Consider the following 12,573-nt stretch of genomic DNA (forward strand, 5'->3'; position numbering starts at 1 on the left):
GGTTCAGCGAGGCTCGGGGGGCCTCGCGCCCGAGCCTTCGCCAGGAGCGCCGGGGCCGGGAGTCGGCGGGCCTCAGGGAGTCCTTGGCGCGAGCTCGGCTTGGGCGCGGGAGCGGGGGGCCGGAGTGGCGCAGGGGCCTCGGCCCCGAGGCACCTGCGCCCCCATGGGCATCGGGGCCGGGGAGTCGGCGCCGCCCGGGGGTGATGGGGCTCAGGAGGACTCGGCGACTGCCCCTTCCCTGGTCGGCTGCTGCGTGGCGGGGCCCGCGGCCAGGGCCTCGGCGGGGACCTTGGGCTCGTCGGAATCCGTCGTGTCCTGCGCGTCCCGGGCCTGGGTGCGGTCCGACGGGACCTTCTCCAGGCGGACCGCCGGGGCCGGGGTGTCCGCCTCCTGGGCGGCCGCGGCCTGGTGGGCTTCCTCGTCCGCCGGGGTCGTACGCGGCGGGAGGAGCTCGAGGACGGCCTGGCGCAGGGCCTCGCTGGTGGCGTCGTCGTAGGGGTTGGGGGTGGCCGGGACCTGGAGGCGGTGGACCGGGCCGGTGCCGAGGAGGGCGTAGCCGCGGCCGGCGGGGATCTGGTCGACCGGGGTGCTGGGCGGCGGGGCGCCGAGGACGGACTCCAGCTGCTCGGCGGTGGCCGGGCCGAGGACGACCCGCGCCCGGGTGTGCTGCCGCACCGCCTCGCTGAGGGTCTCCAGGCTGTCGAGCTGGTCGGCCACCACGACCGTGACGTTCGCCGGGCGGCCGTGCCGGAGCGGCATGTGGAGCAGCGCCTGGGGGTCCGGGCGGCCGTCCGCGGCGGCCAGATGCGTGAAGACGGTCGGGCGGTCCAGCAGGATCCACAGCGGCCGCCGGGTGTCCTCGGGCGGCGGGTCGCCCGCCTGGTGCGCCCGGTTGACGGCGATCAGCCGGCGCTCGGTCTCCCGCGCGGCCCACTTCAGGCTCTCCGCCGCCCCGGCCGGGCCGCACTCGACGGCCAGCACGCCCTCCCGGCCGGTCAGGCAGGCGTACTCGCCGGTGCCGCCCCCGTCGATGATCATGACGTCGCCGTGCTGGAGGGCCTGCAGCGCGATGGAGCGCAGCAGCGTCGAGGTGCCGCTGCCCGGCTGGCCGAGGGCGAGCAGATGCGGGGCGGTGGAGCGGATGCCGGTGCGCCAGACGACGGGCGGCACGTCACACCGTTCCTCGCCGTAGGTGAGCGGCAGGGTGCGCTGCACCCGGATCGGGTCGGTGAAGCCCAGGACGGTCTCGCCGGGGGACGTGACGAAGCGCTGGGCGGCGATGTCGACCGGCAGCGGCGCGAGGGCGCGCAGCGTGAGCAGGTTGCCCTCCTCGTCCCAGGCGAAGTGGTACTCGCGGTCGCGCCCCGACTTGGCGGCGAGCAGGTGCTCGATCCGGGCGCGGGACTCCGGCTCGCCGTCGGGGAAGTAGGCGGGGTAGCTGATCACCAGGTGGGTGATCCGGCCGCCGCCGTCGAACTCGTACTCCGGGAACGCCTTGTCCCACGCGCCGCCGTGGCTGTAGAGCGGCTCGGGGTCGTCGGGGGTGGAGAAGTACGGCACCAGGGCCTCGTAGAGCGACTTGAGGCGCTGGCTGCGGGACGGGTCCGGCCCCTGGGGGGCCTTCGGTCTGCGGTCCCGGCCCTGCCAGGCCGCCGCCGCCATCACGGTGATGACGGCGAGCAGCGGGCCGTACGGCATCAGCGCCACGACCAGGACCACCGAGGCCGCCAGGAAGAGCAGCGGACCGCGCCGGTCCTTGGGCGTCTCCGCCCATCTGCGCCGGCCGGCCGAGGCCAGCCGGCGCAGTCCGCGCGTGATCGTGATGAGCGGATGGAGGACGTCCGTGGCGCTGTCGGCCGCCGTCCGGGCCAGCTCCCGGCTCCGGGCGAGCTGCGCGCCGCCGTGGCTGAGGATGCGGGGGAGGGGGCGCCGGGCCACTGATGCCTCCAGAGGGTCCGTACGAGCGGGCGGGGTGCGGGGCGGCGGCTCAGAACCTGAGCCCGCCCAGGAGACTGGCCAGGCTCTCGCCGCCGGCCTTGATGCTGGGGGCGATGGCCGTGCTGGCCAGGTAGAAGCCGAACAGCATGGCGACCAGCGCGTGCGACAGCTTCAGTCCGTCCTTGCGGAAGAAGATGAAGACGACGATGCCGAGCAGCACCACGCATGAGATCGAGATGAACATGTGAGTTCTCCTGGTTCGGGGACAGTCACCCTGAGTACTTCCAGGCTCACAGGATGTGTCTATACGATAAAAGGTGCAACTGGGTGCATTTGGTAGCTTTTCGCTCATATGGCTCAGGGGGCCGTGTCGCCCCGTTGCCTCGGGTGGTTGCGTCCGGTCGGCTCTGCCGTGATCTTTACCTCGGGCGTCGCGGCTCATGTGCCGCACGAGCCAGTACCCTGGCGGTTCACCCGTACGGCGCTGCACCGCTCGCAGGCGTACGCCCGTCCCCGCAGTCCCCGAAGCACGTGAGAGGCGGTCCGGCCGATGACTGAAGCCCCCGACCCCGAGGTCGTGGAGCTGGCGACCAAGATCTTCGATCTGGCCCGCAGGGGCCGGACCGAGGAGCTCGTGGCCTACGTCGACGCGGGCGTCCCGGCCGACCTCACCAACGACCGCGGCGACTCGCTGGTGATGCTCGCCGCCTACCACGGGCACGCCGGCACCGTACGGGCCCTCCTGGAGCGCGGCGCCGACGCCGACCGCGTCAACGACCGCGGCCAGACCCCCCTCGCGGGGGCGGCCTTCAAGGGCGACGCCGAGGTGACCAAGGCGCTCCTCGACGGCGGCGCCGATCCGAACGCGGGGACGCCCTCGGCCGTCGACACCGCGCGCATGTTCGGCCGGGCCGAACTGCTGAATCTGTTCGGCGAGCACTGAGCCGGACACCTGAGCGAGCGCCCGCCGGGGCGCTCTGACCAGTGAAGACACGGAAAACGGGGGAGGCGGTACAGGGCCGCCGAAATATCGGTCGCGGTGGATGTGACCGCCGGGTCATCATGACGACGTGGTTCACGGACGTGATGGCTGGGCAGCTCTTGCCGCACCGCGCGGGCCGTGATGCGGCCCGCCAGGGCCACCGACGAGAGGCAGAGGAAGATGGTCTACAGCAAGCAGGAAACGGCGGGCGCCCCGACGTGTTGTCACGCGGCCAGGTAATGCACACCCCCGGTTGCGTCGACGCTTGATGTGAGGCTGTTTCCCATGTTCGATCCGGTCATAGCGCCCAGCGGTACGCTGCTCGGCCTGCTCCAGCGGGGCCGCGGCGACGGCACACTGCACGCGCTCACCGCCCCGCGCTCCGAGGCGCTCGCGGCGCTGAACCACTGTGTGCTGCGCGACCCGCGCCACGACTGGCAGGTGGAGAACCGCTCCCTCTACTACGCCCGCCTCTACCTCGATCTGCACGGCGAACTGGACGCGATCGAGGCCCACCTCTTCGACCCCGAGGACGTGCTCGACACCGACGAGTCACGCACCGGACTCGCCCTCGCCGTCCTCGGCCATCTGGCTTCCTACGGCAGGCGGGAGGCCCTGGACCTGCTCCGCAGGTACGCCGCCCACGGCACCAACTGGACCTGGGCCCTGGACGAACTGGCGCTGCGCGACGACGACGAGGGCCTGCGCGCCCTGGCCGAGCCCGTGCTTGCCCGGTTCCCCGAAGGCCCCGAGGGCGACGCGGAACTGGCCGCGACCGTGCGGGACTCCTTCGAGCCCCGGCCCTGGCGGCTGTGGGCCGACGATCCCCGCCCCGCCGTCGCCGCGCGCGTGCGGGCCGCCCACGAGAGCGGCTGCTTCGACCGATGGCAGCGGCAGATGCGCCCCGCCGGACCCCGGCCCGGATGGAGCGTGCGGGCCGTTCTCGAGTGGGCCCAGCAGGGGGTCGAACGCGGCACCGCGCTCCACGTCCCCGCCGCCCGCTGCCTCACCGCCGTCGCGGGCCCCGAGGACCGGCCCGAGATCGTCCGGGCCGCCCAGGACGGCACCGAGGGAGCCCGGTGCACCGCCCTGCGCTACCTCGCCGACAGCAACGATCCCGACGTGCTCGACCTGATCGAGCAGGCCGTGGCCACCGGCTCCGCACCCGTCGTGGAGGCCGCGGTCGCCTCCTTCGAACGCATGCGCAGTCTCGCCGCCGTGGACCGGGCCCGCGCCTGGGCGCGTCGGCCCGACCAGCTGGGCGCCGCCGCCGGCCGCGTGCTCGCCTGCCGGGGCGGAGCCCAGGACCGCGACCTGGTCCTCGCCGCCCTCCGCGAGGCGGTGCGCGGCGACGGCCCTGACGCACCCACCCTGTGGACCCTCGTCGACGGCGCCGGACGCCTGGGCATCGGCTGCGCCGCCCCCGTCCTGCGCCACATCTACCGCGAGACCGCCTCCTCCCACCTGCGCGGCCGCGCCGCCCGCGCCCTCGCCGCCACCGACCCCTCCTTCGGCCGGGGCTTCGCCGTCGAATGCCTCTGGGACTGCGAGGAGTCCACCCGCGAACTCGCCGCCCGCCACGCCGAGACCGGCGACACCCGCGTCGTCGAGCGCCTGCGCCGCCTCGCCGCCGACCCGGCCGAGGAGGCCGAGGTCCAGACGGCCGTCCGCAGCCGCATCGGCCAGGAGGGCACGGCCGTGTGAATCCCATCGCCGCACGATGAGCGGCGCCTGCGAACGGAACGGCGCCCACGAACGATCGAGGCGGCCCCGTCGGCCCTGTGTCCCCAGAAGTGGGGCAGGGCGCGGTGGGGCCGCCTGCGTGCGGCTGAGGGGCGCCGGGTGGTGAAGCCCACGGGGCGCCGCGTGTTCGGGGAGGCGGCCGGGAGCTGCCCGGGCGGATGACGGCGATGAGCGGTGGGCCGGCGATCCACCTCGCTCGGCGGGCGCAGGAGGGGCCGCCGCCGTCCGGCGGCGCGGCGCCGGACGGGCATGAGCGCCGGGACGGGCCTGGCCGTCGGCCCCCACCCGTGCTGCGTCGGCCGCACGGCACTGCAGACGTGGTGGCCGACCCCGTGCGGCTTTGTGGCGGGGGGCCGGTGCGGGAGGTGTGGGTGTGCCGGGGCGGGTTGCTCGGCGTCCGCGTGTGCTGCGTCGGCCGCGTGGCACGGGAGGCGTCGTGGGACCGGCGCCGTGCGGCTTGTGGCGGGGGGCCGGTGCGGGAGGTGTGGGTGTGCCGGGGCGGGTTGCTCGGCGTCCGCGTGTGCTGCGCCGACCGCGTGGCACGGGAGGCGTCGTGGGACCGGCGCCGTGCGGCTTTTGTGGCGGGGGGCCGGTGCGGGAGGTGTGGGTGTGCCGGGGCGGGTTGCTCGGCGTCCGCGTGTGCTGCGTCGGCCGCGTGGCACGGCAGGCGTCGTGGGACCGGCGCCGTGCGGCTCAGTGGCGGCGGGCCGGTGCGAAATGTACCGGTATGCCCGGGCGGCCTGGCCGGCGGCCCACGCCTGCCGCGTGAACCGCGTCGCGCAGCAGACGTCGTGGGACCGGCCCCGTGCGGCTCAGCGGCGGCGGACGGGCACGAAGCGCACGGGTGTGCCCGGGCGGGCCTGGGCGGCGGCGGGGAGGTCGGTGGGGCGGACGACCGCGATCACCGGGTAGCCGCCGGTGGTCGGGTGGTCGGCCAGGAAGACCACCGGGGTGCCGTCCGGCGGCACCTGGACCGCGCCCAGCACCATGCCCTCGCTGGGCAGTTCACCGGTGCGCGCCCTCGGCAGGGCGGGGCCGGTGGTGCGCAGGCCGATGCGGTTGCTCGCCGGTGAGACGCGATACGTGCCCGAGGTGAAGGCGCGTACCGCCTCGGGGGTGAACCAGTCGTCGCGGGGGCCGAGCGTCACCCGGAGGACCAGTTCGGCCGGGGGCGCCGGCTGCGGGGCCGTGTCCACGGGCGCGGCCCGGGCCGGGCCGGTGCCCAGCGGGAGCAGCTCGCCGTCCGTGAGGGGCGCCGGGCCGAGGCCCGACAGCAGGTCGGTGGAGCGGCTGCCCAGCACCGGGTCGACCGCGATCCCACCGGAGACGGCCACATAGGCGCGCACCCCGGAGACGGCCGCGCCGACGTCCAGCAGTGCCCCGGCGGGGACGCGCACCGGAGCGCCCCAGGGGACCGGGCGGCCGTCCACGGTGACCGGGCCGGGCGCACCGGTGACCGCGACGGTCACGGACGAACGGGGCCGCACGGCGACGCCGTTGAGAGTCGTCTCCAGGACCGCCGCCTCCGGCGGGTTCCCGGCCAGCCGGTTGGCCAGGGCCGCCGCGGGCCCGTCCAGGGCGCCGGACCTGGGGACGCCGAGATGGGCGTGCCCGGGACGGCCCAGATCCTGCACGGTGGTCAGCGCCCCGGCCCGTACGACGACGAGCGCACGGTCGGTCATGCCGCACCCGCCGTCCCGGCAGCGGCGCCCGCCGTCGCACTCTCGTTCCGGTCCGAGGCCGCCCCCACGGGCACGAAGCGCACGCGGGTGCCGGGCGACAGCAGGGCGGCCGGTGTGCGGGCGGGGTCCCACAGGGGCGCGTCCGTGGTGCCGATGAGCTGCCAGCCGCCGGGGGAGGGGCGCGGGTACACCCCCGTGTACGGGCCCGCCAACGCCACCGCGCCGGCCGGGACGGCGGTGCGCGGAGTCGACCGGCGGGGCACGTGGTAGCGGGACGGAAGGCCCGTCAGATAGCCGAAGCCGGGGGCGAATCCGCAGAAGGCCACCTGGAACTCGGTGCCCGCGTGGATACGGGCGACCTCGGCCACGGGGACGCCCCAGTGCGCGGCCACGTCGGCCAGGTCGGGTCCGTCGTAGCGCACCGGGATCTCGACCGTCTCCGGTGCGCGCGGAGGGACGGGCGGGATGTCGGCGGCCGTCAGCTCGGCGGCGGTGCGCCGGGGGTCGGGCAGGCCGTCGAGCAGGACGGTACGGGCGGCCGGGACGATCTCGCCGACCCGCAGCGCCCCCTCCGCGCGGCGGCGCAGCAGTTCCGCGTGGAGCGCCTGCGCCTCCTCGCCCGAGGAGACCTCCACCAGCAGGGCGTCGTCGCCGACGGGCAGGACCTTCATACGAAGGCCTCCACCCGCACCCCCGACGCCTCCAGCCGCTCCCGCAGCCGGCGTGCCAGGCCGACCGCGCCGGGCGTGTCGCCGTGCAGGCACAGCGACCGGGCCCGCACCTCGACCCGCCGCCCCGACAGCGCCCGGACCGAGCCGGAGCGGGCCAGCTCCACCGAGCGCGCCACCACCGCCTCCGGGTCGGTGATCACGGCGCCCTCCTCGTGGCGCGGCACCAGCGTGCCCTCGTCGGTGTAGGCGCGGTCCGCGAACGCCTCCGCGACCACCGGGAGTCCCGCCTTGCCGGCGACCTCCAGCAGCCGCGAGCCGGGCAGGCCGAGCACCGGCAGCTCCGGGCCGGCCAGGAACACCCCGTCCACCACCGCCTCGGCCTGCTCCACGTCGTGGACCACCCGGTTGTACAGCGCCCCGTGCGGCTTGACGTAGGCCACCCTGGAGCCCGCCGCGCGGGCGAACACCTCAAGGGCCCCGATCTGGTAAGCCACCTCCGCCGCCAGCTCGGCGGGCGGCACGTCCATCGAGCGCCGCCCGAAACCGGCGAGGTCGCGGTAGGAGACCTGGGCGCCGATCCGGACCCCGCGCTCCGCCGCCAGCTCGCACACCCGGCGCATGGTGACCGCGTCACCCGCGTGGAAGCCGCAGGCCACATTGGCGCTCGTCACGACGGACAGCAGCCGTTCGTCGTCGGTGAGCCGCCAGCGGCCGAAGCCTTCGCCGAGGTCGGCGTTGAGATCGATCGAGGTCATGGATCCTTCGGGTCTCCTGGTTCAGGCCACGCGGTACTGATCGTCGCGGGCGTCGGTGAGGAACATGCGTCCCGGGGCGTGGGTGATGGCGAACGGCACACCCGAGGCCATCACTGCCGCCTGCGGGGTCACCCCGCAGGCCCAGAACACGGGGATGTCGTCGGGCTCGAGCTCCACCGGGTCGCCGAAATCGGGCCGGCCCAGGTCGGCCACGCCGAGCGCCGAGGGGTCGCCGCAGTGCACCGGACCGCCGTGCACCGCCGGCATCACCCCGGTCTCCCGGATCGCCGCCGACAGGTGCCGGGGCGGCACCGGCCGCATGGACACCACCATCGGCCCGCGCAGCCGCCCCGCCGGACGGCACTGCCAGCTCGTCACGTACATCGGCACGTTGCGGTTCTGCTCCAGGTGCCGCAGCGGGACGCCGGCCGCGGCCAGCGCCCACTCGAAGGTGAAGCTGCACCCGATCAGGAACGACACCAGGTCGTCGCGCCAGTGTGCCCGCACATCGGTCGGCTCGTCCACCAGCTCGCCGTGCTCCCACACCCGGTAGCGCGGCAGGTCGGTGCGCAGATCCGCGCCGTCGGCGAGCACCGTGGTGACCGATCCGGCGTCGGTGACGTCCAGCACCGGGCAGGGCCTGGGGTTGCGCTGGCAGAACAGCAGCATGTCGTAGGCCCAGTCCGCGGGCACCGAGATGAGATTGGCCTGGGTGTGCCCGGCCGCGACACCGGCGGTGGGGCCGGTGAGCCCCTGACGGAAGCGGGCGCGGGCGGTGGCCGGGCGCCAGGCGTGCGCCTCCTCCTCGACGAGGGCCACCGGGCGTTCCTCGGTGCGGTTCACGCCAGCTCCTTCCCGCGGGTCTCCGGCAGTCCGAGCAGCGCCAGCGCCGCCAGGCCGTAGGCGACGGCACCGAACACCAGCGCCCCGCCCACGCCCCAGCTGTCCGCCAGGAAGCCGACGGTGGTGGGGAAGACGGCGCCCACCGCCCGTCCGGTGTTGTAGGTGAAGCCCTGGCCGGTGCCGCGCACCGCGGTCGGGTACAGCTCGCTCAAGTAGGAGCCGAAGCCGCTGAAGATGGCCGACATGCAGAAGCCGAGCGGGAATCCGAGCATCAGGACCAGGGATCCGGCGCCGCTCGGCAGGTTGGCGTAGGCCAGGATGCAGATGGCCGAGAGCAGCGCGAACAGCCAGATGTTGCGGCGGCGGCCCAGCCGGTCGGTGAGGTAGCCGCCGGTCAGATAGCCGGTGAAGGCGCCCGAGATGAGGAACGTGAGATAGCCGCCGGTGCCGACGACCGACAGGCCGCGCTCGGTCTTGAGGTAGGTCGGCACCCAGGTGGCGAGGGTGTAGTAGCCGCCCTGCACACCCGTGGAGAGCAGCACCGCGAGGAGGGTGGTGCGCAGCAGGCCGGGGGAGCCGGGACGGTCCGGCCGGAAGATGACCCGGAACGAGCCCTTCTCCCGGCTCTGTTCGCGCGCGGCCGCCGCCGCGGGCGCGTCGTGCACACTGCGCCGGACCCACACCACCAGCACCGCCGGCAGCGCGCCGGTCCAGAACATCACCCGCCAGGCGAGGTCCTCGTCGACGAAGGAGAAGACCATCGTGTAGACGACCACGGCGAGCGCCCAGCCGACGGCCCAGGAGCTCTGGATGGCGCCGAGGGTACGGCCGCGGTGCTTGGCGGTGGCGTACTCGGCGACCAGGATCGCGCCGACCGCCCATTCGCCTCCGAAGCCCAGACCCTGCAGGGCCCGGAACACCAGCAGCGTCTCGTAGTCGGGTGCGAAGCCGCAGGCCACGGTGAACACCGCGTAGGTGGTGACCGTCAGCAGCAGCGCCTTCACCCGGCCGATCCGGTCCGCCAGCACGCCCGCGAGGGCGCCGCCGATCGCGGAGACGACCAGGGTGACGGTGGTGAGCAGGCCCGTCTGACCGCTGTTCAGGCCGAAGTAGGCCGACAGCGCGACCATCGTCAGCGGCAGAGTGAAGTAGTCGTAGGAGTCCAGGGCATACCCGCCGAACGCGCCGCCGAAGGCACGCCGGCCGCGGGGCCCGAGCGCACGGAGCCAGCCGAACGCCCCGCTGTCGTCGGCGTGTTCGGCGGGGGCGGGGCATGGGGAGCCGGTGAGGGGACGGGGGGAAGGGGTCGTGCTCATGGGCACCTCGCAGGGGAGACGGAGGATGCGTGCGGGGAGGCGTGGGGGGAGGTGAGCCGTGCCGTGTCGAGCACCGTAGAGGATCGTTCAACGATCCTTCAATACCCACGTTGTCTTGTTCTTCGGTGTGCGGTTGAATTCCGGGCATGGCAGAGCAGCTGAGCCCCCTGGCCGACGACCGCGCCCTGCTGGGCCGCACCAGCACCGCCGAACGCGTCTCGGACATCCTCAGAAGCCGGATCGCCGAGGGGTTCTTCCCGCCCGGCACCCGGCTGTCGGAGGACAGCATCGGCGGGGCGCTCGGTGTGTCGCGCAACACACTCCGCGAGGCGTTCCGGCTGCTCACGCACGAGCGGCTGCTCGTCCACGAGCTGAACCGCGGGGTCTTCGTGCGGGTGCTGACCGTCGAGGACGTCGAGGACATCTACCGCACGCGCCGGCTCGTCGAGTGCGCCGTCGTCCGCGGACTGGGCGAGCCGCCCCACGGGCTCGACGCGCTCGCCGGGGCGGTGGAGGAGGGCCGCCGGGCGGCGCGCGAAGGTGACTGGAAAGCGGTGGGTACGGCCAATATCCACTTCCACCGGGAGCTGGTCGCGCTGGCCGGCAGCGAGCGCACCGACGAACTGATGCGCAGCGTCTTCGCCGAACTGCGGCTGGCCTTCCACCTGGTGGACGAGCCGCAGCGGCTGCACGAGCCGTACATCGCACGAAATGTCGCGATACTCGAGGCCCTGCAGGCGGGGGAACTGGCCAAGGCCGAGGAACTGCTGGCGGGTTACCTCGACGACTCGCTGGAACGCGTCGTGGAGGTGTATCGGCAGCGGGTGGAGGAGCAGGACCCGGACGCCTGAACCGGGAGACGCACCTGCGCCCTTGAGGCGGTCGCCGGAACGCGCGGCGCGGACGAGGGACCGTAGGGGCGGATGGAACCCGCGCGCGGACGGCGGGTCCGGAGCGGCGGACGGCGGGGCCGGTCCGTGCGCCGGGGTGCATCTGGGTCGTTTGGGATGTTGTCAGACCGAGGACCTAGTCTGTGCACCGTGACTTCGCCTGCAACGACGGACAGCGTTCCGCCCCAGCTCAGCGCGGGGCCGCGCCCGGCACCGGGCCCGGCCGCCGACGAGGGACTGGCGCGGCGGCTGCGCGCGCTCGCCTGCACCGCGCCGCTGCACGACCTGGACGCCCGCAAGGCCAATCTGGCCGGTGAGTACTCGGTGTACGGCATGGCGGAGATCGCCCTCGCGGCCATCGATCTGGTCACCCTGAACATGGACTTCGACACGGGCGCCGACCACGACCAGATCGTCGCCCGGCTGATCCCGCGCATTGCCGCCCAGGCCCCGCAGCGCCCCGCCGCCGAGCACGAGCGGGTGGCCCGCTGGGTCCTGGAGAACCTCATCAACGTCGGCAGCGTCGACCGCGGCTTCCGCGCCGTCTACGGCGTCTTCGGACCCGACGGCACCTACGTCCGGCGGGACTACGACTTCAAGCTGATCGAGGAGGTCCCCGGCCCCGGCGGCGCGGTCTATCTGCGCACCACCGACGAAGCCGTCAACGTCCTCGTCGGCGCGCTGGACACCGATGTCACCAGCGCCCAGATCGCCGCCGAGGTCAAGCTGGAGGTGCTGATCAGCCGCGGCCGGCTCGCCGACGCCCAGCTCGCCGCCGAACAGGCCCGCTACCGCACCGTGCAGTACTCCGAGACGCTGCGCCGCGCCCTGGAGGCGACCCGGCGCAACGTACGGGCCGTGGACTGGCTCAACGCCGTGCCCGACATGATCGCCGAGGCGCTGGATCACGTGGCCGACCGGTACCGCCACGAGAACGCGATCCTCACCAACATCCGCAAGGCCCGCGACGAGTCCGAGGACCCCGAGCACAAGCGCCGCGCCGCCGAGCTGGTGGACATCGTCAAGGACTGCATCCGGCGCCATACGCAGCTGCAGTCCCGGCTGCTGGAGGCGGGCCCGCTGTTCCGCGCCGAGCAGGACCGGCAGGCCTTCGCCGCGCCCGCCGCGGCCTCCGGCACCGATCTGTACGGCCAGCTCCTCGCGCCCTGCCTGCCGCTGCCGGTGGAGCAGGCCGTCCGGGTCACCGACGCCTTCTTCGCGCACGGCACCGGCCTGCGCACACCGGTGTCGGTCCGGGTCGCGGATCTCGTCGACATACTGCTCACCCCGCCCGTGGAGCGGGAGCACCTCGGCGCCGAGATGCCCGAGCCCGACCTGATCGCCACGCCCGACGACAGCCGCTTCACCGAGGAGCAGCTGGCCGCGGCGACCGAACTGCTGGACCTTCCGGCGGACGCCCCGCGCCGGCTGTCCGGACTGCTGGCGCAGGCCCGCCGCCAGGACCCCGAACTGCCCTACCTGGTGGCGCTGCTGGCCGTGCACGCGGCCAGCCCCCCGGTGGGCACGGCCGTCCGGCAGGGCGAGCGCAGGCTGCTGTTCGCCGTCGACGACGGCACGGAGCTGGACGACCCGGAGTTCGGCGGCGCGGACCTCATCGTGGGGACCGCCCTGCTGGACGCGACCGGACCGGAGGCCGCGTGAAGGCGCCCGCCACGGGCCGCCGCCGGAGCGCCGGCGCCGGACCCACCGTGCCCGCCGAGAAAGCGGCCCCGCCGCCCGTAGCAGAGTTCGA

At 74.5% G+C, this 12,573-nt stretch carries 11 protein-coding genes; 4 read left to right on the top strand and 7 right to left on the bottom strand.

Features of this window, described 5'->3' with window-relative positions:
* Positions 1 to 210: 210 nt before the first annotated feature.
* Both ABD207_RS06175 and ABD207_RS06180 read right to left on the bottom strand, forming a co-directional pair.
* Complete coding sequence (locus tag ABD207_RS06175; protein WP_344010663.1) at positions 211 to 1,938, bottom strand: hypothetical protein; 1,728 nt, start codon at positions 1,936 to 1,938, stop codon at positions 211 to 213.
* Positions 1,939 to 1,987: 49 nt separating this feature from the next.
* Positions 1,988 to 2,182 (bottom strand): hypothetical protein, encoded by a 195-nt coding sequence (locus ABD207_RS06180; RefSeq protein ID WP_167990790.1) that lies wholly within the window; start codon positions 2,180 to 2,182, stop codon positions 1,988 to 1,990.
* A gap of 306 nt (positions 2,183 to 2,488) precedes the next feature.
* Here ABD207_RS06180 and ABD207_RS06185 point away from each other — a divergent pair, with 306 nt between their 5' ends.
* Together ABD207_RS06185 and ABD207_RS06190 are read left to right on the top strand one after the other, a co-directional pair.
* Complete coding sequence (locus tag ABD207_RS06185; RefSeq protein ID WP_344010664.1) at positions 2,489 to 2,881, top strand: ankyrin repeat domain-containing protein; 393 nt, start codon at positions 2,489 to 2,491, stop codon at positions 2,879 to 2,881.
* A gap of 324 nt (positions 2,882 to 3,205) precedes the next feature.
* The gene (locus ABD207_RS06190; protein WP_344010665.1) at positions 3,206 to 4,624 is read left to right on the top strand and encodes a HEAT repeat domain-containing protein; all 1,419 of its coding nucleotides are present in this window, start codon (positions 3,206 to 3,208) and stop codon (positions 4,622 to 4,624) included.
* A gap of 851 nt (positions 4,625 to 5,475) precedes the next feature.
* Here ABD207_RS06190 and ABD207_RS06195 read toward each other — a convergent pair.
* Genes ABD207_RS06195 through ABD207_RS06215 form a run of 5 tightly spaced genes read right to left on the bottom strand, consistent with a single transcriptional unit; the run spans position 5,476 to position 9,930 of the window.
* A complete protein-coding gene (locus ABD207_RS06195; RefSeq protein ID WP_344010667.1) occupies positions 5,476 to 6,345 on the bottom strand; it encodes a 5-oxoprolinase subunit C family protein in 870 nt (289 codons plus the stop codon).
* A complete protein-coding gene (locus tag ABD207_RS06200) occupies positions 6,342 to 7,016 on the bottom strand; it encodes a 5-oxoprolinase subunit B family protein (protein ID WP_344010669.1) in 675 nt (224 codons plus the stop codon). The genes ABD207_RS06195 and ABD207_RS06200 overlap by 4 nt, the downstream gene beginning before the upstream one ends.
* Positions 7,013 to 7,771, bottom strand: a complete 759-nt coding sequence (locus tag ABD207_RS06205) for a LamB/YcsF family protein (protein WP_344010670.1) — start codon at positions 7,769 to 7,771, stop codon at positions 7,013 to 7,015. The genes ABD207_RS06200 and ABD207_RS06205 overlap by 4 nt, the downstream gene beginning before the upstream one ends.
* 21 nt (positions 7,772 to 7,792) lie before the next feature.
* Entirely contained in the window at positions 7,793 to 8,614 is an 822-nt protein-coding gene (locus ABD207_RS06210) for a putative hydro-lyase (RefSeq protein ID WP_344010671.1), read from the bottom strand.
* Positions 8,611 to 9,930 carry an MFS transporter gene (locus ABD207_RS06215; RefSeq protein WP_344010673.1) on the bottom strand — a complete coding sequence of 440 codons (1,320 nt, stop codon included), beginning with the start codon at positions 9,928 to 9,930 and terminating at the stop codon, positions 8,611 to 8,613. The genes ABD207_RS06210 and ABD207_RS06215 overlap by 4 nt, the downstream gene beginning before the upstream one ends.
* A 146-nt stretch (positions 9,931 to 10,076) precedes the next feature.
* Here ABD207_RS06215 and ABD207_RS06220 point away from each other — a divergent pair, with 146 nt between their 5' ends.
* Positions 10,077 to 10,781: a GntR family transcriptional regulator gene (locus ABD207_RS06220; RefSeq protein ID WP_344010674.1), complete on the top strand. Its 705-nt coding sequence runs from the start codon at positions 10,077 to 10,079 to the stop codon at positions 10,779 to 10,781.
* A gap of 189 nt (positions 10,782 to 10,970) precedes the next feature.
* Positions 10,971 to 12,482 carry a hypothetical protein gene (locus ABD207_RS06225; RefSeq protein ID WP_344010676.1) on the top strand — a complete coding sequence of 504 codons (1,512 nt, stop codon included), beginning with the start codon at positions 10,971 to 10,973 and terminating at the stop codon, positions 12,480 to 12,482.
* The last annotated feature ends 91 nt before the right edge of the window (positions 12,483 to 12,573 follow it).

It is taken from the genome of Streptomyces thermospinosisporus, assembly GCF_039526425.1.
Lineage (GTDB): Bacteria > Actinomycetota > Actinomycetes > Streptomycetales > Streptomycetaceae > Streptomyces > Streptomyces thermocarboxydovorans.

What these genes read in the sequence shown, in the direction of transcription:
- ABD207_RS06185 (WP_344010664.1), top strand. Translation starts at nt 2,489, where the DNA reads ATGACTGAAGCCCCCGACCCCGAGGTCGTGGAGCTGGCGACCAAGATC.
- ABD207_RS06220 (WP_344010674.1), top strand. Translation starts at nt 10,077, where the DNA reads ATGGCAGAGCAGCTGAGCCCCCTGGCCGACGACCGCGCCCTGCTGGGC.
- ABD207_RS06205 (WP_344010670.1), bottom strand. Translation starts at nt 7,771, where the DNA reads ATGACCTCGATCGATCTCAACGCCGACCTCGGCGAAGGCTTCGGCCGC.
- ABD207_RS06195 (WP_344010667.1), bottom strand. Translation starts at nt 6,345, where the DNA reads ATGACCGACCGTGCGCTCGTCGTCGTACGGGCCGGGGCGCTGACCACC.
- ABD207_RS06200 (WP_344010669.1), bottom strand. Translation starts at nt 7,016, where the DNA reads ATGAAGGTCCTGCCCGTCGGCGACGACGCCCTGCTGGTGGAGGTCTCC.
- ABD207_RS06190 (WP_344010665.1), top strand. Translation starts at nt 3,206, where the DNA reads ATGTTCGATCCGGTCATAGCGCCCAGCGGTACGCTGCTCGGCCTGCTC.
- ABD207_RS06215 (WP_344010673.1), bottom strand. Translation starts at nt 9,930, where the DNA reads ATGAGCACGACCCCTTCCCCCCGTCCCCTCACCGGCTCCCCATGCCCC.
- ABD207_RS06180 (WP_167990790.1), bottom strand. Translation starts at nt 2,182, where the DNA reads ATGTTCATCTCGATCTCATGCGTGGTGCTGCTCGGCATCGTCGTCTTC.